15 protein-coding genes are annotated in these 21,205 nt (G+C 39.3%); 10 read left to right on the forward strand and 5 right to left on the reverse strand.

Going from position 1 to position 21,205, the window contains the following annotated elements; all coding sequences use genetic code 11:
• Nucleotides 1-194 precede the first annotated feature (194 nt).
• The 3 genes from H6G57_RS05740 to H6G57_RS05750 all read right to left on the reverse strand — a co-directional run bounded on the left by H6G57_RS05740 (nt 195) and on the right by H6G57_RS05750 (nt 4,268).
• A complete protein-coding gene (locus H6G57_RS05740; RefSeq protein ID WP_190516740.1) occupies nt 195-485 on the reverse strand; it encodes a hypothetical protein in 291 nt (96 codons plus the stop codon).
• A 58-nt stretch (nt 486-543) separates the two neighbouring features.
• On the reverse strand, nt 544-3,150 hold the full coding sequence (locus tag H6G57_RS05745; RefSeq protein ID WP_190516742.1) for an ATP-binding protein: 2,607 nt from the start codon (nt 3,148-3,150) through the stop codon (nt 544-546).
• A 200-nt stretch (nt 3,151-3,350) separates the two neighbouring features.
• Nucleotides 3,351-4,268 carry a histone deacetylase gene (locus H6G57_RS05750; RefSeq protein WP_190516744.1) on the reverse strand — a complete coding sequence of 306 codons (918 nt, stop codon included), beginning with the start codon at nt 4,266-4,268 and terminating at the stop codon, nt 3,351-3,353.
• Nucleotides 4,269-4,326: 58 nt separating this feature from the next.
• Between H6G57_RS05750 and H6G57_RS05755 the strand changes: the two genes are divergently transcribed.
• From H6G57_RS05755 to H6G57_RS05775, 5 genes are all read left to right on the forward strand, one after another.
• On the forward strand, nt 4,327-4,836 hold the full coding sequence (locus H6G57_RS05755) for a hypothetical protein (protein ID WP_190516745.1): 510 nt from the start codon (nt 4,327-4,329) through the stop codon (nt 4,834-4,836).
• 119 nt (nt 4,837-4,955) lie between these two features.
• Nucleotides 4,956-5,567: a hypothetical protein gene (locus H6G57_RS05760; RefSeq protein ID WP_190516747.1), complete on the forward strand. Its 612-nt coding sequence runs from the start codon at nt 4,956-4,958 to the stop codon at nt 5,565-5,567.
• A 125-nt stretch (nt 5,568-5,692) separates the two neighbouring features.
• A complete protein-coding gene (locus H6G57_RS05765; protein WP_190516749.1) occupies nt 5,693-7,234 on the forward strand; it encodes a glycosyltransferase family 2 protein in 1,542 nt (513 codons plus the stop codon).
• A gap of 10 nt (nt 7,235-7,244) precedes the next feature.
• A complete protein-coding gene (locus tag H6G57_RS05770) occupies nt 7,245-8,399 on the forward strand; it encodes an ATP-grasp domain-containing protein (protein ID WP_190516750.1) in 1,155 nt (384 codons plus the stop codon).
• A gap of 48 nt (nt 8,400-8,447) precedes the next feature.
• On the forward strand, nt 8,448-9,350 hold the full coding sequence (locus tag H6G57_RS05775) for a CoA-binding protein (RefSeq protein ID WP_190516755.1): 903 nt from the start codon (nt 8,448-8,450) through the stop codon (nt 9,348-9,350).
• A 110-nt stretch (nt 9,351-9,460) separates the two neighbouring features.
• Here H6G57_RS05775 and H6G57_RS05780 read toward each other — a convergent pair whose 3' ends face one another.
• Complete coding sequence (locus H6G57_RS05780) at nt 9,461-15,202, reverse strand: alpha-2-macroglobulin (RefSeq protein WP_190516757.1); 5,742 nt, start codon at nt 15,200-15,202, stop codon at nt 9,461-9,463.
• A gap of 248 nt (nt 15,203-15,450) precedes the next feature.
• Between H6G57_RS05780 and H6G57_RS05785 the strand changes: the two genes are divergently transcribed.
• Nucleotides 15,451-16,038, forward strand: coding sequence for a Uma2 family endonuclease (locus H6G57_RS05785; protein ID WP_190516759.1), 588 nt, complete (start codon nt 15,451-15,453; stop codon nt 16,036-16,038).
• A gap of 155 nt (nt 16,039-16,193) precedes the next feature.
• Nucleotides 16,194-16,307: a photosystem II reaction center protein PsbM gene (gene psbM, locus H6G57_RS05790; protein ID WP_072719526.1), complete on the forward strand. Its 114-nt coding sequence runs from the start codon at nt 16,194-16,196 to the stop codon at nt 16,305-16,307.
• A gap of 99 nt (nt 16,308-16,406) precedes the next feature.
• Here the strand turns inward: psbM and H6G57_RS05795 are convergent, their stop codons facing one another.
• Nucleotides 16,407-17,261 (reverse strand): universal stress protein, encoded by an 855-nt coding sequence (locus H6G57_RS05795; protein ID WP_190516761.1) that lies wholly within the window; start codon nt 17,259-17,261, stop codon nt 16,407-16,409.
• Between the two features lie 115 nt (nt 17,262-17,376).
• Between H6G57_RS05795 and H6G57_RS05800 the strand changes: the two genes are divergently transcribed.
• The 3 genes from H6G57_RS05800 to mutL all read left to right on the forward strand — a co-directional run bounded on the left by H6G57_RS05800 (nt 17,377) and on the right by mutL (nt 21,082).
• On the forward strand, nt 17,377-17,874 hold the full coding sequence (locus tag H6G57_RS05800) for a thioesterase family protein (protein ID WP_190516762.1): 498 nt from the start codon (nt 17,377-17,379) through the stop codon (nt 17,872-17,874).
• A 173-nt stretch (nt 17,875-18,047) separates the two neighbouring features.
• Complete coding sequence (locus H6G57_RS05805) at nt 18,048-19,187, forward strand: ATP-binding protein (protein ID WP_190516764.1); 1,140 nt, start codon at nt 18,048-18,050, stop codon at nt 19,185-19,187.
• Between the two features lie 200 nt (nt 19,188-19,387).
• Nucleotides 19,388-21,082, forward strand: a complete 1,695-nt coding sequence (mutL, locus tag H6G57_RS05810; RefSeq protein WP_190516766.1) for a DNA mismatch repair endonuclease MutL — start codon at nt 19,388-19,390, stop codon at nt 21,080-21,082.
• Nucleotides 21,083-21,205: the final 123 nt, after the last annotated feature.

Below are 21,205 nucleotides of genomic sequence, written 5' to 3' on the forward strand. Positions count from 1 at the left end.
GAAACCCGGTTTCTGACCCCCACCCACACCTCCTAGAAACCGGGTTTCTGCCCTAACCTTTGCTACTAACAAAAAGATCAGTTGAGAAACCCGGTTTCTGACCCTCACACCTCCTAGAAACCGGGTTTCTGCCCTAACCTTTGCTACTAACAAAAAGATCAGTTGAGAAACCCGGTTTCTGACTCCCAGTTTTGCTATAGCCCAAATTCTGTTAATAATTCCTGCATCATTTCCCAAGTTAATCCCTGTTGAATATAACGGGGTTCGGTGGGATTATAAGGACTTAATAAGCGATCAATTTCAATAATTTTAGCGGTATCAGGAAGAACTGGAATATCAGGATCAAAAGCAGTAGGACGCATTAATGAACTGGAAAATCCTTTAAAAATAGCAATTTCATCAGCATCCCCATCAATTTCTATTTTAACAATTAAAACTTCTTGCGGACGTTTAATAGTATATTGTTCTAAGCGATGCGAAATCATAATTTAAACCTATTTTTTTGCAAAACTGTATTCAAAAGATAGCCTGACTTTGATTCATTTAATTGTTGGAATTAAGAGCAGCGAAATAAGATGATTTTCTCAAGGGTAAAGTAACTGTAAACGTTGATCCTTTTCCTTCCCCTGCACTTTCAGCTTGAACGCTTCCGTGCTGCAATTTGACTAACTGTTTAACAATAGCTAATCCTAATCCTAATCCTCCATGTTGTCGAGTAATTGAACTATCAGCTTGTCGAAAGGATTCAAAAATAGAAGATAAGGAATCCTCTGGGATACCTTGACCTGTATCTTGAACTTGAATAAAAGCTTGAGTTGAATTTGTTGTTAAACTAATCTTAACCTGTCCCCCTTGAGGGGTAAACTTAATCGCATTATCTAAAAGATGTTCTACAATTTGTTGTAATCGTTCTGGATCTCCAATGACATTACTAACGGATTCATCCACTTGTACTTGCAAATTAATTCCTTTGGTAATTGCTACAGATTCAAAGTTTTTTAATACAGATTCAATCACCGCTTGTAACTTAACAGACATTAAATTAATTTTAGTTTTGCCTTGTAATAAATTAGAAATATCTAATAAATTCTCAATTAACTTCGTCAAAGCCTTAGCGTTACGTTCCATCGTTTCTAAGGCGGCTTGGGAACGTTCAGGAGTTAAAGAACGGGTACGCAAAAGATATAACCAACCCAGAATCACATTTAATGGGGTTCTTAATTCATGGGAAACTATCGCTAAGAATTCATTTTTTAATTGATTAGCTTGTGTCAATTCTTCTGTTTGTTGTTGAAGTCCTTTTAACGCAATTTGTAATTCTCGTTTTCTTAACGCTAATTCCTGAGCCAAAGTTTCTAAATCTACACTTTGAGTTGCTAATTCTTGCTGTAATAACTCTCTTGTTCGCTTAATGATAATCCAGTTACTAACCCTGGCTCTTAATTCCTCTACCGAAAAGGGTTTCATTAAATAATCTTGTGCGCCTTCTCGTAATAATTGTACCCGTGATTCATCATCCACTTTAGCTGTTAACATCACAATCGGAATCATATTTAGTTCTGGATAAGTTCGGATTTGATGTACCAGTTCATCCCCAGTCATTCGTGGCATCATAATATCACTAATAATTAAATCAGGATGTAGGGCGAGGGCTTGCTGTAAACCCTGTTCTCCATTAGTAGCAGTAGCTGTATTATAGTCTAATGCTAAAGTCGTACAGACAAATTGACTCATGGTTGGATTATCTTCGACTACCAAAACTAACGGTTTTTCCGGTTGAGAAATTTTTTGAGATAAGGACTCGTTAGGGATTAAGGTTCGCAGTTCATCTAACCAAGGTTGAATTGTCTTTTCACTCCAAATGGGGGAATCATTGCTCATGTTAGTAGAAGTGAAAAGCTCAACTCCAACCTCAGAACTAATTTTTAACGGGAATTCTACCGAAAATAAGGCTCCACCCTCTGGTGCTTCTTGAACCGTAACAAAACCCCCTTGAAGTTCCACAAATTCCTTAACAATTGCTAACCCTAATCCCGTTCCTCCAAACTGCCGACTTAACCCCGTATCTACTTGACGAAACCGTTCAAAAATTTCCTCCCTGAGTTCTGGCGCAATCCCAATTCCACTATCTTGCACTTGTATAATTCCCCAAGGAGAATCTGTTTTTTCAGACACAGATAAACCGCAGTAAACTTTCCCTCCCTTCGGTGTAAATTTAAAAGCATTTGAAAGTAAATTTAATAAAATACGTTCCATTTTTTCGACATCGATTTCTGCTAGAACAACCTCTGGTGTTTCCACAATGAAATCAATATTTTGTTCCTGGGCGAATCCGTCAAAATTTGCGGCCATCACTCGCACCAGATGGGCAATATCCACAGAGCTATAGTGAAGCTGCATTTGACCTTCTGCTAATTTAGAGACATCTAGCAGGTCATTCACTTGTTTGAGTAATAAACGCGCATTCCGTTCAATAATTTGGATATCTTTATGGTGTTGTTGAGGAAGTTCAGGTGAAGCTAATAACTGTTCTGCTGGCCCCAAAATTAATGCCAAAGGAGTCCGAAGTTCATGGCTCATATTGGCAAAAAATTGCGTTTTGAGGTGATCTAATTCCTTGAGTTGGTCATAAAGGGTTTCTAATTTTTGATTAGCCGATTTTAAATTTTGATGACGTTGTTCTGATAAATGAGCCGATTCAATTAAAGCTAAAGCTTCGGGAACTAAAGGCGGTAATGCTAACGCCGTTACCACTGAAACAAAGGCTGTAATAACTTTGATGACTCCTGCTAACCAATACATCGGATGCCAAAGTGTCCAGACCTCCATCAGATGAGTCATTCCACAAGCAATAATAAAGGCTCCAAACGCTAAGAACATCCAATGAAAGGGAATTTCTCGACGAGATTTATGAACAAAATAAACCAATGTGACAGAAATGGAAAAATAAGCTAAAGCAATCAGAACATCAGAACTGACGTGCATCCAGACCAGTCCGGGTTTCCATAAATAACAATGACCATGAGGAATAAAACCAGACCCATTAAACAGGGTTTGAAAGACTTCTGGTTTAAAGATGCCAACCAGAATCGGAATCGATAGAATAACAATCGTACTTGAAACAATAGAATTAGATTGAGTTGTGATCATTGTCACTTCGGAACCGTTGGGACGGGAATTTAGGGGACATATTCTTTAGTTTAAACTACCCCAGGGGAAGTTGTAAGTCTATCTTTAAAGTTAATAATGACAAATTTTTGAATATATTTAGAGTTTTAACGTCGAAAATCATTGTTTTATTTTAAATAATTTTTGTGGGTTTTTGATTGAATACTAAAGCTTTTATTCGATTAAAGCCGATATTGATGATAAACTTGAGAAGCAGCACGATGCAGTAAAGAATGGCGATAAACTAATGCTTCTAAATCATCAGAATAGCCCCCACCTATGATTCCAGCAACCGGATAACCTAGACTAACACAAGTGCTTAAAACTTGCATTTCTCGTCGCCAAAGTCCCGTATCCGTTAAAGCTAATTTTCCTAATCGATCCTCACAATGGGGGTCAACCCCTGCATCATAAAAAACTAAATCGGGTTTCACTTGAGATAATATATCCGGTAAATAATCAGCTAAAGTCTGTAAATATTCCTCATCTTCCATACCTATCGGTAAGGGAACATCTAAATCACTGATTTGTTTTTTAGCCGGAAAATTTGCCTCACAGTGCATTGAAAAAGTAAACACATTCGGATCATTTTGGAAAATAACGGCGGTTGCATCTCCTTGATGTACATCCAAATCCACAATTAATATTGTTTTAGCCAGTCCTAACTCTTGTACCACACGAGTAGCGATCGCGATATCATTAAAAATACAAAATCCCGATCCAAAACTGGGAAACGCATGATGAGTTCCTCCCGCCGTATTGCAAGCTAAACCCTGAGATAACGCTAATTTTGCGGTTAAAATTGACCCCCCCACAGCAATACAAGTTCGTCTTGCTAAAGCCGGACTCCAAGGTAAACCGATGCGACGTTGTGCTTTAGGCTCAAGAGTTCCCTGACAATACCCCTCTACATAATCTTTATCATGTACCCATTCAATCCATGCTTGAGGCGGTAATTCTGGGGTATGAACTTGAGAAATATCCGTCACTCCATCCCGCAATAATAACTCATATAATAAACGAAACTTAGCCATCGGAAACCGATGTTCAGGCGGTAAGGGAACAACATAATCAGGATGAAAAATGATCGGTAAATCCATACTCGCTAACTGTAGTTAAAACGTTAGAGTTAAATCAAATAGAATTGAGTCAAAAACAATGACAACCCTTTGGCAGTATGGCAGTAGTAACCCTGATAATGCAACCCATCTCGATACCATTCGTCAGTGGTGGGTATCCTTACAAGATCAGGAGATTCATTGGCAACAACGGTTACTCCCGACCGATGGAGATCTCATCCATTTAGACTGGGAACCCCAAAAATTTGATGAAATCTTTACCATCAAGACCCCACAAGTTCGGGGTGCTACCCTTTATTGGTTTAAACCCGAACAACCTCAAGAACGAAGTATTACCCCCCATAAATTAGAACTGGATTTACAACAAAAACGATTGTATATTTTTCCTGAATCTCAACAACAAATTGTGATTCGAGTAGAACGCTATAAGCTGCCCTATCAACTGATTGAATTAACCGATCCAGATTTAGCAGTCGGTAAAAATGGTATGATTTTATTACGAGATCATCAACAGTTAATAGAAGTGAAAATCAATCTCAGTTTAGATCGACTGAAGTTGTTAAAATCTAAACTGAGTTCGGATCAATAACTTCCCCCAGATGTGATACAACCCCGGATCAGTTCCTTGACATCCCTTAGACCAATGCACTACCATGTCGTCTAATCACAAACCCATCTGATAAATACTGGCAAGTTAGGACGTTTCTGATGTCAAAAATCTATAGCACAGAGGAACTGATCCACATTTTAAAGGAGGAGCGCGAGGCTTGTCTGAAAGGGGAGCGTTTGAATTTAAAGGCAACGCCTGCCGTCGGAAACCCAGTAATTGATTGTTTTTTGAAGCCAGAGGGAATTCAAAAGTTTACAGCTTATCAAAATTTTAAAGCCACCATTCACCAGTATCAAAAAGAAAATCAAGTTTCTGGGATTCTGGAGCGAGAAATTACTGTTAAGGGAAAAACCCTACAGTTTCCCTTTGTTAATGAACAATTAATCGCCTTACCTTGTGATTTTGAACAGTTAAAACGGGCAAAAATTCGAGTCTTAGAATTTTGGGACGAAGTAACGGCGGGAATGGATTTATATTTAAGTTTAAATAATGGTAAAGATTATCGTCAAATTTGTATTGAAGAAGTAGATGCTATTGTCCAACGCACAGAATGGGCTTGTATTTGGAAATGGGAAAAATCTAGTTTTTTAGAGATGTTATTACAATTAGGTTGGGGACAACCCGGAGAAGCCGGAGATCGAAGAGGATGGCCTCAATCAGGAAGTGAAAATATTCATGCCGTTAAACCCGGTCAACAGCCCATTTGTTGAACAGGAACAGGGCTATTTCATCGGGTCTGCCTGTATATAACTAGGTTTAAACCGCGAAGAAGTGCCACAATATTGGATACTAGATAGCAGATTGGACGAATATTGAGGGTTAAATCAGATTATCTATGCCAAAACAGTCTTGGCCAGAAAAGGATGCTGACAGCTTATGCAACGGTGATGTAAAAGCGCTAACCAGTGATCAAGACTATCCTGATTCATCTCCGGCTTGGAAATCTCAACGGAATCAGCAGGATAGTGGGGTCAGTGGGAATGGAGCCTCAATGGTTTATCCCTCGGTAAATGTCGCTACTCCACACGCTGGCACGAGTTTTTCCCCCAAAGAGTCAGACTTCAAAGTTTGCTCCCAGTGGTATCAAGGTCGTAGACAGAAAGCGGCCGTTGCCCTGAGCTTAATTTGGGGTGGAATCATTATTCTACATTTTGTTTCTTGGGGAATGGGATTTATCCTCGGTTTAACGGGTTTATTATCCATTCATGCCTTAAGAATATTTTTAGCCAAAACCCGATCTTTTGAGGAAATTTTACCAGAACAATCCCAACAAAATTGGCCTTATGTTTCGTTATTAGTCGCCGCTAAAAATGAAGAAGCCGTCATTGGTCGTCTGGTTAAAAATCTCTGTAGCTTAGATTATCCCAGTGATTGCTATGAACTTTGGGTTGTTGATGATAATAGTAGCGATCAAACCTCTGTTATTCTGGAAAAACTCGCCCAAGACTATCAACAACTTAAGGTATTACGGCGTTCAGGAAATGCTACGGGTGGAAAATCAGGAGCTTTAAATCAAGTCTTACCCTTAACTCAAGGGGAGATTTTAGGGGTTTTTGATGCCGATGCTCAAATCGCACCGGATATGTTACGCCACGTTGTTCCCCTCTTCAATACCGAACAGGTGGGGGCTGTCCAAGTGCGGAAAGCCATTGCCAATGCCTCGGAAAATTTTTGGACTCGTTCTCAAGCCGCAGAGATGGCTTTAGATGCTTATTTTCAAGAACAACGAATTACCATTGGTGGCATTGGAGAACTCCGGGGAAATGGGCAGTTTGTCCGACGTCAGGCTTTATTAAGTTGTGGGGGTTGGAATGAAGAAACCATTACCGATGATTTAGATTTAACAATCCGATTACATTTGGATCAATGGGATATTGAATGTTTGTCCTTTCCCCCCGTCAATGAAGAGGGCGTTACCCATTTTAAAGCCTTATGGCATCAACGCAATCGGTGGGCAGAAGGCGGTTATCAACGCTATTTAGATTATTGGCGTTTAATTCTCCGTAATCGCATGGGAACTTCAAAAACCATCGATTTGCTCGGTTTTTGGATCACTCAATATATCTTACCGACGGCGGCGGTTCCTGATTTGGTACTGTCTTTAATTCAACGCCGTTTACCCTTAACAACGCCCTTAACTTGTTTTACCCTCACCCTGTCTTTATTGGGAATGTTTTTTGGTTTACAACGAATCCGCCAAACCCAACCCCTAACCCTTTGGATTGATACTGTTCGGGGTACGGTCTATATGCTTCACTGGTTATTAGTGGTCGGGAGTACAACGGCTCGGATTTCGATTCGTCCCAAACAACTGAAATGGGTCAAGACCGTTCATCAAGGAACCCGTACAGACGCGCCATGGCACGTCTCTGAATGAGGAACACTGCATGGATTTGCTAGAGTATCAAGCTAAAACGTTATTTCGTCAAATGTCGATTCCGGTTTTACCGTCACAACGGATTGATCAAGCTCAGGATTTGAAGGGTTTGACCATTCCCTATCCGGTGGTGCTTAAATCCCAAGTCCGGGCGGGGGGACGGGGAAAAGCCGGAGGGATTCGGTTTGTGGAAAATACCATTGATGCGGTCGCTGCGGCCCAAATGATTTTTAATTTACCCATTCGCGGTGAATGTCCCCAAGTCCTCTTGGCCGAAGCCAAATATGATGCAGATCGGGAATTATATTTAGCCGTTACCTTAGATCCGGGATCACGGCGTCCGGTGTTATTGGGCTCACAACAGGGAGGGGTGAATGTAGAAGCTACCCTCTCCAAAATTCAGCAAGTGATTGTCGATCAGGATTTTTCCCCGTTTTATGCTCGACGGTTAATGTTGAAAATGGGATTAGAGGGAGATTTAATTCTCTCGGTGAGTACCATTGTTGAAAAAATGTATCGTTTGTTTGTTGAGAAAGATTTAGATCTAGTTGAAATTAATCCGTTAGGGATTAGTCCGACGGGTGAAGTCATGGCACTAGATGGCAAAGTGATTGCCAATAGTGGCGCCTTGGGACGACATGAAGACTTGATTTTGCTTTTGAAAGCCCAACAAACCTATCATGCGGTTTCCCTACCGAAAATTGCAGATGAATTGTTTCATCCCCAACTAAATTTAGTGGAATTAGAAGGGAATATGGGGATTTTATGTAATGGGGCTGGCTTAACCATGGCAACCTTAGATTTAGTCATGCAATCTTCTGGTAAACCTGCAAATTTTCTCAATTTAGGTGGGGCGGATCACTATGAAATTACAGAAGATTTTCGCCAACGATTATATCGGGGAATTGATTTAGTAACTCAATCCAAACAGGTTAAGGTTGTGATTGCAAATCTCTGGGTTCAACCCACGATTCGTTTCCCTCTTTTAGTGGAAATTGCCGGGTATTTAAAACGCAAAGCTCGGACAACTAATTTACCTCAATTTGTGTTTCGGTTAGCTGGAATTGATCTCGAATCCTGTCGAGAACAGTTTGCTGATTTACCTGTAAATTTATTTGATCGGTTAGATTTAGCTGTGGTTGCAGCGATTAATTTAGCGAAATAGTTTGTGATTCACCCTTGTAAAACTTCCCCCGAATTTGGATGATCAAATATGAATTTAACTCCTGATAGTAAAGTGATCGTACAGGGTACAACGATCTCGCCTTCCTTAACCCAAGCGGTTGTACAAATGAAAACCTACGGGACTCAGATTGTCGCCTGTGTCAGTCCGGGTCAGGGAGGGCAGGAGTTAAGTGAAATTCCAGTTTTTGATTTAGTTGAACAAGCCATTGCCAGTGTCGGCGAAATCGATATTAGCGTGATTTTTGTTCATCCTTATCAAGTTTTAGATGCGGCTTTAGAAGCAATGGCGGCGGGAATTCGTCAGTTAATTATTGTTACTGAAGGAATGCCGCCTTTAGATATGGTACATTTAGTCCGCAAAGCAGAAGTTACAGAAACTTTAGTAATTGGCCCTAATTGTTCAGGGATTATTATTCCAGATCAATTATTATTAGGAACTCACCCCAGTGAATTTTATAAACCGGGAAATGTAGGATTATTAAGTCGAAGTAGTACCTTAACTTATGAAGTGGCGGCAGAATTAACCCAAGCGGGATTAGGTCAATCGGTGGCGGTGAGTATTGGGAGTGATTTTATTGTGGGTTCTTCTTTTTTACAATGGTTAGAAATTTTAGATGAAGATGAAAATACAGAGGTGATTGTTTTAGTGGGAGAAATGGGGGGAACTAGCGAAGAAGAAGCGGCTTCTTATATTGCTGAAGCTATTGATAAACCCGTTGTTGCTTATATTGCCGGGTTACACGCCCCAGCCACTAAACTTTTAGGTCATGCTAGTTTATTAATGACTTCAAAAGTTGTTAGTAATATGGTAGATGCGGGTACGGTTGAAAGTAAAATTGCGGCTTTTAAAACGGCAGAAGTTCTCGTTGCAGAACGTCCTTCGGAAATTCCAATTTTAGTTAAAAAAGCACTCAAAAGACGGAAGAAATAATGAGACAGGGAATAGGGAATTACGAATTACGAATTACGAATTACGAATGGGGAACAGGGAACAGGTTTCAGATCTAGTAGAGACGTTGTATGCAACGTCTCTACAGGGGACTAAGGTTTAGAAACTAATAAAGTTGTTGATGCACTGCGACCAAATTCTTCAGGAGTATATTGTAATTTAGCTTCTGCTCCGGGCCATAAATATTCTCCTGGCGTGACAGACCGAACTAAATAATGCAGTTGATAAACCCCCGGTTCTAAACGATCACTATAGGCAATAATTCGATCTTTGTAAATGGTTTGATAGTTAATTTCCCAACTACTTTTTTGAGCCTGTACTGCCAAATTACTGGTTTTAAAACTAGCATCAATCGCTTCAAATCCAGCCGGAAGGGGATCAGTAATCATCACTTGATCAATAGGATGATCCGTAATAATATCTAACCCAATATCAAACACTTGTCCGGGTTGAACTTTCAAAAGCTGTTGAGGAGAGTTTAAATCAATGGTTTGTAAGACTTTATCCTCATTAGCCGGACGAATTGTTCGGGTAATTCTTAACCCATTTAATCGTCCCGGTTGATTTCCTTCTAAACGATATCGATAAGCAACCCAATAATTTAATAAACCTTGATTTGATTGTTGTAAGATCAAATCGTTTTTGCCTTTCGGTAATTCTGACATCGGTACATTCAAACGATAACTCGAATCTTTGTAGCCCTTAAATTGAGTTTCTCCTAGGGTTTGATTGCCTAATTTAATGGCAACATTAAAATTAGGAGGTGTCGTTTCTGTTCCTGCATAAGCAACTAAAGCTGTTAACGCTTGTGCATTATCATAACTGCTTCCCCAAGTGCCATCTTGACGCAGATTCAATAAACTTTGTACCAGTTTATCAACGATTTGAGATTGGGGATTTTGGGCGATCGCTAAACGTAATCCTTGGGATTGAATAGTTGTCGGAGAATTTAACCAACGGTAGCCTTGGGGGAAATTGAGCGTCGCACTTCTTCCGGTGATATAGATCTGTTTCTGCACTTGCTTAAAGAGACGATTATACTCTTCTTTCCATTGAGGAAATTGGGATAAATAACGTACTAATTTAATTTGGTTAACAGCATCAAATTCCTCAAAGTTTTGCAAGATAGTATCTAGGAAATCACTGCGTTTTTCTCCCAGATTATCCAAAGCTATTAACGCATTTAACCGAATTTCATTTTTACAAACGTCCTCGGTACAAAAGTCATATTTTCCAGGGTTATCAACCCCTTGGATTAAATAGGTTTTGAGGGAATTAATCACCTGAGAATCAACAGCAAACCCCGCTTTTGTAGCTTGAGCTAAGGCTTCCCCCGTATAGGCAGAAAGAAGCGGATCGGAGAGTCTTGAACCCGGATAAGCTGAAATCCCACCATTTTCCTTCTGTAACGTCTTAATCTGAGCTAAAGCGGTTTTAGCACGTTTAGATAACTGCAATTTGCTGAAATTTTGATTATATTTTTTACCCAGAATTTCCAAATTAGCAGCGATTAGCAATTCACTCACCCCAGGTTCCAGAAACGGCCATTCGTCTTGATTAAAAACTTGTTCAGCAGCAGCCGTTAATTGAGGAATTAAGGTACTCGCTAAATTAATTTCTAATCCTCCCACATCGGGAACAACTTTTTTACTAATATTCAGGGGAATGGTGATGGAATTCGTCGTGCGTCCTGACTCAATGACTTGTTCAATAACGTTAAACGTTTTAACTTCTAAAGGCACTTCAAACCCATCGAATTTGTTGTTAAATTCCGTTTTGAACTCAACTTTAGCGTTACCTGCTTGTTTGACTAAAATTGGAAAACGGTAAGCATTTGTTCCAGCTTCAGCTTTAGTTTTTAAAGTTTGTTGATTGGTATTTCCCGGTGAAAATTGAATCCCGCCATTAACAGTTCCCGTAATATTTAAGTTGCCTTGTTCTTCCGTTAAATTAGTAATGGATAATCCGGCTAAAATGCGATCGCCAGGACGAGCAAATTGAGGTAAAATGGGATTAGAAATTAACGCTTGAGTGGTAATAAATGTGGTTTCCTCCGAACCAAATTTAAGATTTCCATCCGTTGCGACAACCATCACTCGCCAAGTCGTCAAATCATCAGGAACCTTGAAATTAACTGTTGCTTTTCCTTGATTATCCGTAACAATTGAACCGTTATAAAAGGCTAAAGGTTGAAATTCTTTACGAATTCGAGGATTAGCAGTTGCAGTGGATAAACCGCCTCCATAACCCCAACCTTTTGCTAATGGAGAAGCGACTTGATTTAAAATAACCGCCGGACGATTATCACTAAATCGGGTGGAAATCGGTTGTTCAGCATAGACTGTTTCGGTTAAATTGGGGGGACGATAACCATTAAGTTGTAAAATCGAATCATTCACCACCATTACCGTCAATTGTCCGCGAACAGGTTGATTTTTTGCATCTTTTAAAGTTAGATTTAAGGTTTGTTCAGAACTGGGTTCTAGCTTGTTGTGTTGAGGATTAACTTGGACTTTGAGATATTGATCTTCGAGATTAATATTAAACGGTGTTAACCCAATTTTAGCTAAGTTTTCTAAGCTCCCCGGTTCAAGTTCAGAAATCGGTTTTCCTTGTCGCACTAATACCGCTTCAACTGCTGCATTCGGTAACATTTCAGGAGTCACTTGAAACTTGATTTCAGGCGCGCTTCCTTTGACTTTCATCACCGTTTCATACAAAGGTTTATCACGGACGACGGCAAAATATAATTCTCCTTCAGGATAGGGAGATTGAATTAAAGCCGTTGCAGTTTCTCCAGGTTTATAGGTGGTTTTATTGAGTTTAATTTCTAAACGATTCTCGTCTACTCCTCCCCAGTTCACGAATTCATTTCCTGTTACCCAAATTTGTAAATCTGTGGCTGTAATTTCATCTTTTGTATCAGTAAAATTCGCCTGAATTCGATAGGAACCCGACTCAGAAGGATTTAAAGAAACCGTTTGTTCTTTAGCACCGGACGTTACCTCAATTTGATCAACTGTTTGATATTGAATTTGGTTTTTGTTGGTTTGTGCGCCTTCTACAACCCGTGTAACCTGGCTATAATCCATTTTTTGCAATTGCAAATTTACCCCAATATTTTCTAAGGGTTTTCCTTGATCATCTGTGACAATTATATCAATGGGTAAGGCTTTACCTGCTTCTCCAATAAAGGGGGTTTTTAACCCTATTAAACGATGACTCGGAAGGGCAATAAACGATTGAGAATTGGCAACGGATAAATTAGAAATATCCGTTACTTCTACATCAACACGGTAGGTCATAGGATAAGGTAAATCCTTAGCAACGGTAACGGTTTTACTTCCCAAACCCTGTACATCTAACGGTTGATTTTCTTGCAACACACTATCAGAAACATTCGGTTTTTCTTCCGGCCAAAACCATTGACGACCAAAGGAATAATTATCCCATCCTTTCGGACTAAAATCCGTTGCTGTTCGGGTGACATAATATTGAGCTAAACCCTCTGCAACGGGAGAACCAAACAAATATTCACTCTTAGCATTCGCCGTAATTGTTTCTCCAATTTTGGCAAATTGTTGGCTTAAATTTAGGTCTAGTTTAAAATTAGGGGGTTTAAATTCAGCGACACGAAAATTCCCCAAAATTTCCACTCCATTTTGATTTTTTGCCCGAACAATATAATTTCCTAAAGGTTGATTTTCTGTTAAGGGTAATTCTACAGAAAATGTTGCAAATTCGTTGGTTTTATACTCTCCTAACGTTTGGGTTTGCTTTTTAGGATTTTCTAAGGTCACGGTATAACTTTCATTTTTATTGGGTTTTAAAATTCCCTGTTCTAAGGAGTAGGCGATACCTGTTAAGGCAATTTTTTCTCCAGGTTTATAAAGTTGACGGTCGGAAAAAATCACTCCCCGTGATAAAATTTGTTGGTCTTCCCAATTGGCATCAATTCCATAACCGTAAGCTCCACTATCGGAAAAAGTTCGAGTAAATGCCCAATCTTTGCCTTCTTTAGCAATGACTAATAACGCCGGAGCTTTAGCAAATCGTTTCCCCTTCATACATTGCTGTAACTGTTGAGAATTCAATACTAACATTCCCTGCTTGTCAGTTGTTCCCGTTGCACAAGCTTTGGGTTGAGGATAGGATTTTGCCTCCAGTTGAGAGGGATAAATATCCACTGATACCTTCTCAGCAACGGAACCATTATCTAAGTGATGAACTCGGACTAATCCTGATTCGGGAAACCATTGAGCAAAGACTCCTAAGTTAGTTAACTGTACCAGTCCATAAAATTGAGGTTCACTCCATTTTTGTTGACCTTCTCGTTGATATTGAGTCGTTTTTGCGCTTACTCCATAAGCTAACATTCCTGTATTTCCCCCTAATTTTTCTCGTAAATTAATCGGGGTTTCTTGAATTTTATTTTTTGGGGTAGAAGCCTCAAACGTTGCCCATTTTTCTACCGGAAGCAATAGAGTTTTGCCCTCGGTTCTGGGGTAAGCACTATCGGTATAAACTAAATCTGTCGGTTGAACAACGTTATAACTCGCTTGATATTGAGATTGAGGTAAATTTAATGTGGAAATATTGAGTTGTAAATCTTGTTGAAAGGGAAAAATATTGAGTCCTGAAGGGACAAAAATATCGGGGGTTAAATCTCCGGTTTTATGAGTAATAGTAACAGGTTTGCCTAATTTCTGATTAAATTGATCTTCAAGTTCTCCCCCTATGGTAATTGTATAATTGGTTTGAGGTTCTAAAGCCCAAGGATTCAAGGTAATAATATCATTATTATCATAGGCTTGGATTAATTTAATATTGGCTTTAGGTGCAGGTTTAAGGGTTATATTTTTAAGGGCAGATTCTGCAATAATTCCATTATTAAATTGTAGTTGGGGGTTTCCGGTTACAAATCGTCCTGATGTTCCTTCTATACTCGCTTTACCGGGAAGTTCTAAACTGATAAATTTTAAGGTATCATAGGTTTTAACTAAGCTAGAAATCTCAACTTGAGTCTCTAAATTTCCTTGCGCTGGACGTAACCCCGGTGTGATTTTAAATTGATATTGGGTAGCAGTTTGTAAGGGTTGTTTAGGCGTAACACTATATTCTTTGGTTTGAACAGCCGGATTAAATTTAACATCGGGTTCAACCGGGGTTTTATTGTCTTCTGGTTCGGCGAGTTTAACCTCAACTGGAATAACTTGATTTGTTTTTTTTGAAATCAATTGTAAATGTTGTTTTAAAGAGTTTAAATCTAATTCTACGTTAGAATTAAATTTGAGTTGGGGGTTTAATCCTAAAGGATTTTCTGGAGAGCCAGGTTGTTCTTTACTTCCGGGTAAATTTGATAATTTTATCGGTTCGGTGGCAAATGTCCAGGCAATATCTTGGTCTAATTGATGTTGGTTTAAATCGGCTAATCCTTTTTTCAGAGTGACTTGTAACCGAGTGGCTAAAGGTAAGGCTTGATCAGCTTGAAATCCGACCATTTTCGGGGTTAAAAATCGAAATTCTCCGGGTATTTTAGGGGTAATTTCAAAGTTGTTTAAAAGTTGTTTTTGTCGGGAACTGTCTAAATTTTCAACCGGAATTAAAGGATCTTTAAAAATAACATGAATTTGGCTTAATTCTGGACTATCCCCTAACGGATTAATAGTTTCAATCCAGTTAGGAAGTTGGGGTTTGGGTAAATCAGCCACCATCGGAATCACTTCGCTAACGGGAGCATGACTAATGATGCGACATCCCACCAGAGTTAAGATAAATAGAAAAACGAAGATAAACCGCCGCCGAATTAGGCGAAATTGGGTAAAATTTCTCATCGTCTTTAATAGGTGATACTTTCCTTTGTAATAACAGATATTTCAAGTAAAATTCCAGAAAATTCCAGAAGATTTAATTTTAGTTTTTATTTGGGGTTCAGGGGTGCAAAGTGACCGGATTATGAATTAAAAATGTTACAAAAGTTAACATGAATTAGAGATGAGTTTGTTAGTTGAAGGTGTTTCTTTTAAAAATATTATGCTATAATATCTTAATAAAATTTTATAATTTTATTTACAAAATCTCTATGGAAACCAATATTCTAACTTTACCCCCCATTTTAACATTAAAACTCGATTTAACTCAGGAACAATTTTGGCAACTGTGTCAAGAAAATCATGATTTGCAATTTGAACGCACGGCGACAGGAGAGTTAATTATTATGCCACCTACGGGAGGAAATACGGGGAAACGAAATGTTAAACTCATCACTCAATTGGATTTATGGAATTCTAAAACCCATTTAGGTGAAGTGTTTGACTCAAATACGGGTTTTACCCTCCCTAATGGTGCTGACCGTTCTCCTGATGCGTCTTGGGTAAGTCGAGAACGTTGGGAAGCGTTAACTCCTGAACAACAAGAGAAATTTATCCCCTTATGTCCTGATTTTGTGGTGGAGTTAATGTCTCCCAGTGACCGTTTAGAAAAAACTCGTCAAAAAATGCAAGAATATCAAGAAAATGGGGCAAAATTAGGATGGTTAATTAATCGGAAACAGCAACAAATTGAAATCTATCGCTTGAATCAAGACGTGGAAATTTTAGATTATCCAAACGAAATTTCAGGAGAGGATATTTTACCCGGTTTTGTGTTAGATTTAACTACAATTTGGTAAGTTGTGCTTACCTATCACCGCAACACTGAAGACCAGGGAGAGGAACTCCGTACTTGGGACTCCGCACTCGGCAACCCTTAACACTATTCAGAAACGTCAATCAATGATATCCTATGTCTATTAGAATTTTCTGTTTAAGTTAAGGTAGGGCAATTATGCAAGTTAATGATCTGGGTTTTGTAGCCAGCATTTTGTTTGTGCTAGTTCCGGCTGTTTTCCTGTTGATTCTGTATATCCAAACCCAAAGCCGCGAAGGAAAACAAGGTTAATTTCGTTGTTCCTAAATTTGGGTTGAATTTTCATTCAAAAAAGCGCCCTCAGACTATTGCTGTGGCGCTTTTTTCTAATTAGGGTTGATTCAGAATAAATTATGCGCTGGTTGTCCGGGTTAATAATACAGGACAACCCGCATAAACTCGAACATAATCTGATAACGATGATCCTAACAATCGGTCTAAGTCGATGAAGCTCTTAGCTACGTTGGGGCGACGGTCTGGGGAACCCAACATCAATAAATCAGCGTTCACTTCTTCAGCAACCCGACATAATTCCGGGCCAGGTTTACCAATCCCACTGACACAACGGTAACTAATTCCCATGCGTTTTGCTTCTTCAATCGCAGGGGCTAAAATTGGGTCTTTTTCAGCATTCATACTGAAATCTTCACTCGATTTCCCGGATAAATCTTTGTTAATATGGACTAAAACCAGTTGAGCACCGGGGAGATCTTTAGCAAAGGAAATCGCCAACTGTAAACACTGTTTAGAGGAGTCAGAACCATCTACCGCTACCATAATTTTGCGGAGTTTTTTGACATAGGTATCGTCCTTAACTAATAGCATCGGACGACTGGTTAATTGAAACACATATTGACTAACGGAGTTTTCCAGGATGGATTGAATGCGTCCCAAACCCCGTGAACCCATAATAATTAAACCCGCATCTTCCTGGTCAGCCACTTGACAGACAATATCTTTAGGGTCACCTTGTTTCAGTTGAGGAGTAATTTGTTTAGAGTCAAGGTGAATTGATTTAACAGCCTCCGCCAGAATTTTTCCCCCCTCCTCTAACTTTTCTGACATTGTATCTGAACTAACTTGAGGGGGAACAACGTGCAGAACAGTAACAGCAGCTTGTTGGAAGGAGGGGATATCCAACAGCATATTCAGCATTTCTTCGCACAATCCCCGACCTGCAACAGCAACTAGAATTTTTTTTATCATCTGTATTTCCTTGGATTAAAATAAATGATTTGTCAGTGGTCAGATTAACTCCGACTCGGATTAAAAAGGTTCCATACCTAGAATAAACCTGACTGTTGACAGATAATTTGTAGAAATGTTGCGTTCTCAATCTATTTGTAACGTGTTTGAAACAAATCCTTTCCCTGAGTCTGGGCCCTTAACGGATACCACTTCCGAAAAGCCTTGGTTTGACTATATTGTGCGAGTTTTTCCCCACCATACCGACTATGGCGGGATTGTTTGGCATGGAACTTATCTGTCTTGGTTGGAAGAAGCGCGGGTAGAACGGTTACGTTTGACCGGATTGGAGTATCATACCTTAGTAGAAATCGGGTGCGAATTGCCGGTTGTGTATCTCAATATTCGTTATCATCAACCCGTGAAAATGGGCATGGAGATTGTTGTTAAAAGTCGAATCCTACCGACAAAAGGCGTGCGATTGCCCTGGGAATATCGGATTGAATCTTTAGACGGTCAATGTCTTTATCTTACGGCTCAAGTGACTTTAGTGCCCATAGACCGACAAACCGGAAAAATTATGCGTTGTCTACCTCCAGTGTTACAAGCGTCTTTAGCTCAATTGCTGGATTAACTCAAGGTATAATTTAGTCATGAGATTGAACTCTCGTTTTTTGATCCCCAAAACCTAATCCAATCCTACCTTTGAAATCCCTCTTTTCTCAACTATCAAGCCCTTTCTCTTCCCCTGTTTAACTCTACAAGAGCGGATCACTCCTATTCTGCATGATAACCCGGTATTTTGAAATGGATCTACCCTCCCATCGATTTATTAGTTATTTTGATGCTCCAGAAGCTCAACAACTCTGTGATCTCGCCGTTGTTGAACAATTTACAGACCAATCTATTATTTTTGAAGAAGGGGAAGACCCCAGTTTTTTATACTTAGTTTTAGAAGGTCAAGTTGAGTTTAAAAAACAAGCTTCCTTCAATCAATATCAAACCGTTGCTGTTGCTAAAGCCAATGACTTTTTTGGAGAATTTGGGGTTTTAGATGGACAACCTCGCAGCGCTAGAGCAATGGCGGCTGGAAAAATCAAATTAGCCAAAATTTCCCGACCTCACTTGATGGAAATTTTAAGCAATGCTAAGGGTAAAGTTATTCTGAATTTATTTAGTTATATTATTCACCATTTGCGAGTGACCACTAATCAATATGTTAATCAGTTGGTTCGGAAAGAAAAAATGGAATTAGTCGGGGAAATGGTCAATACCATTTTGCATGACTTTAGAAGTCCTTTTACCGGAATTCAGTTATCCAGTGCCATGTTGAAGGAAATGCACCCCGATGAAGAAACGGAAGAATGGTGTGATTTAATTTCGATGCAAATTCAACGAATGTTAGGCATGGCGGAGGAAGTTTTAGAATTTGCCAAAGGCAGCACGGTATTGTATCGCCGCCCCGTTTATGTTGCTAAAATGTTGGAACATTTTGAGAAATTAAATCGAGTCTATTTTCAATCCACTCAAGTTGGGTTTTCTGTGAAGGCGGATGATGATTGTGTTATTTATGTTGATGAAAATAAATTGATTCGAGTCTTTCAAAATTTAGTGGGGAATGCGGTAGAAGCCTTTGAAAAACCAGGTGGAAAAATTGTGATCACCACCTCAAAAACTCCAGGCTGGGTTACAATTGCCATTGCGGATAATGGCCCTGGAATTCCTGAAGCGATTCGAGAGCATTTATTTGATGCTTTTGTCACCTATGGAAAACGCAGTGGGACGGGATTAGGCACAGCAATTGCTAAATCAATTATTGATGCTCATGGCGGTAAAATCGAGTTTAAATCGATTGCTCACGAAGGCACTACGTTTTACATTTTATTGCCAGAAACCCAACCCGAAGAAATGCTAGAAGAAGTTGCTGAAGAAGTCAAATTAAATTAAAATTATAGTAGGGAACAGGGAACAGGGAACAGGGAACAGAGAGGAAAAGAGTTCTCTGCACACGGTTTTGGCATCAGTCTATGTTCTAACTGCCTTGGCAACTGCTATACGCTTTAACCCTGAGATCAAGATCGGAACTGTAGGGAAAGAATAAACTCGATCTCTACAGCATTTTAACGTTAAACTTAACTGTTTTTCCTTTGAATTTAATTCGTCCACTCCCCCAAGATGTTGTTTATTTAATCGCGGCTAGTGAAGTTATTGATTCCTTAGCCGCTGTGGTTCGAGAATTAGTTGAAAATGCCTTAGATGCTCACGCAACTCGGATTACAATCTCGGTATGGCCGGAATTGTGGCGGGTACAAGTGGCGGATAATGGCTTAGGAATGGATTTAGCCAATTTAAAACAAGCTGCCAGCGCCCATAGTACCAGTAAAATTAATACTATTACTGATTTATTTCAAATTAAAAGTTTAGGATTTCGCGGGGAAGCCTTACATAGTTTAGCACAATTATCGAATTTAGAAATTATTAGTCGTCCGAGTTCTCCTTCTGCTTCAAGTCCGGGTTGGCGAGTTCATTATAATCAGCAAGGAGAAGCGATTAAAACCGAAACTATTGCGGTTGCATCGGGAACCGTTGTTACTGTTTCTAATTTATTTGAAAATTGGCAAACTCGTCGCCAATCTTTGCCGTCTTCTGCTCAACAATTGCGGGGGATTCAGTTAATCATTCAGCAAATTGCCTTATGTCATCCCCAGGTCACTTGGCAACTTCGTCAAGGTAATACTCCTTGGTTTCAAATTAGTCCGGGAGTCAATGCTCAACAAATTTTACCTCAAATTATTAAAAATATTCGTTTGAATGATTTATATTATTTGAAAATCCCCCCAAATTATGATAATATTAATGAAGAAACTATTGAATTAATATTAGGATTACCCGACCGATGCCATCGTCGTAAACCCGATTGGGTCAAGGTTGCGATTAATGGCCGGATGGTGCGATCGCCTGAATTAGAACAAACCTTATTAACGGCCTTGGCGCGAACTTGTCCCCGCGATCGCTATCCCATTTGTTTTGTTCATGTCCACCTTTCTCCTGACCAAATAGACTGGAATCGTAACCCGGATAAAAGTGAAATTTATCTTCAAAACTTAAACGTATTACAAGGACAAATTAGTCAAGGAATTGACCAAGCTTTACGGTTAAATTTTGACCGAATTTCTTTGCCTCAAAATCGAATTGATCAGTTAATCAAAGTTTCAGAAGAAAAGGGAAAGTATCAAATTAATTCTTCGATAGAATCTAATTTAGAAGAATCTGCAATTTCCTCTCATAATGAATTAGGGATGATCGAAATTAAAGCGATCGCCCAAGTTCTGAATACTTATATTATTGCAGAACATTCTAGCGGATTATGGTTAATTGAACAACATATTGCCCATGAACGGGTTTTATATGAACAAATTTGTGATCAATGGCGATTAGTTGCTCTCGAACCTGGTATTATTTTACAATCTCTCTCAACAGCACAATTAGAACAAATGCAGCGTTTAGGATTAGAAATTGATTTGTTTGGCGAGGGAGTTTGGGTGGTTAGAAATGCACCGGAATTATTAGCAAAACGCAGTGATTGTTCAGAAGCTTTATTAGAATTAAGTTTAGGCGGAGATTTACAAGCCGCCCAAGTCGCAACAGCCTGTCGTAGTGCGATTAAAAATGGAACATCTCTGAGTTTAACCCAAATGCAAACTTTATTAGATCAATGGATCAAAACTCGAAACCCCCGCACTTGTCCCCATGGTCGCCCGATTGTTTTACAATTAGAAGAATCCTCCCTATCCCGGTTTTTCCGTCGCCATTGGGTGATTGGAAAAAGTCATGGAATTTAATAATAAGGCAATAGGCAATAGGCAATAGGCAATGGAAAATAAAAGAAGTGATTGTCTAATATTTTAGGGTTTAAGGTTGGAATTAAAAAAAGGTTTAAAGGCTAATAGAGAGTAACTTATAAT

The organism is Planktothrix sp. FACHB-1365 (assembly GCF_014697575.1).
In the GTDB taxonomy this organism is placed as follows: Bacteria; Cyanobacteriota; Cyanobacteriia; order Cyanobacteriales; family Microcoleaceae; genus Planktothrix.

Coding starts and splice junctions, on each gene's coding strand:
- psbM (WP_072719526.1), top strand. CDS start 16,194: ATGCAAGTTAATGATCTGGGTTTTGTAGCCAGCATTTTGTTTGTGCTA.
- H6G57_RS05745 (WP_190516742.1), bottom strand. CDS start 3,150: ATGATCACAACTCAATCTAATTCTATTGTTTCAAGTACGATTGTTATT.
- H6G57_RS05785 (WP_190516759.1), top strand. CDS start 15,451: ATGGAAACCAATATTCTAACTTTACCCCCCATTTTAACATTAAAACTC.
- H6G57_RS05800 (WP_190516762.1), top strand. CDS start 17,377: ATGTTGCGTTCTCAATCTATTTGTAACGTGTTTGAAACAAATCCTTTC.
- H6G57_RS05765 (WP_190516749.1), top strand. CDS start 5,693: ATGCCAAAACAGTCTTGGCCAGAAAAGGATGCTGACAGCTTATGCAAC.
- H6G57_RS05780 (WP_190516757.1), bottom strand. CDS start 15,202: ATGAGAAATTTTACCCAATTTCGCCTAATTCGGCGGCGGTTTATCTTC.
- H6G57_RS05805 (WP_190516764.1), top strand. CDS start 18,048: ATGGATCTACCCTCCCATCGATTTATTAGTTATTTTGATGCTCCAGAA.
- H6G57_RS05760 (WP_190516747.1), top strand. CDS start 4,956: ATGTCAAAAATCTATAGCACAGAGGAACTGATCCACATTTTAAAGGAG.
- H6G57_RS05755 (WP_190516745.1), top strand. CDS start 4,327: ATGACAACCCTTTGGCAGTATGGCAGTAGTAACCCTGATAATGCAACC.
- H6G57_RS05750 (WP_190516744.1), bottom strand. CDS start 4,268: ATGGATTTACCGATCATTTTTCATCCTGATTATGTTGTTCCCTTACCG.
- H6G57_RS05795 (WP_190516761.1), bottom strand. CDS start 17,261: ATGATAAAAAAAATTCTAGTTGCTGTTGCAGGTCGGGGATTGTGCGAA.
- H6G57_RS05740 (WP_190516740.1), bottom strand. CDS start 485: ATGATTTCGCATCGCTTAGAACAATATACTATTAAACGTCCGCAAGAA.
- H6G57_RS05775 (WP_190516755.1), top strand. CDS start 8,448: ATGAATTTAACTCCTGATAGTAAAGTGATCGTACAGGGTACAACGATC.
- H6G57_RS05770 (WP_190516750.1), top strand. CDS start 7,245: ATGGATTTGCTAGAGTATCAAGCTAAAACGTTATTTCGTCAAATGTCG.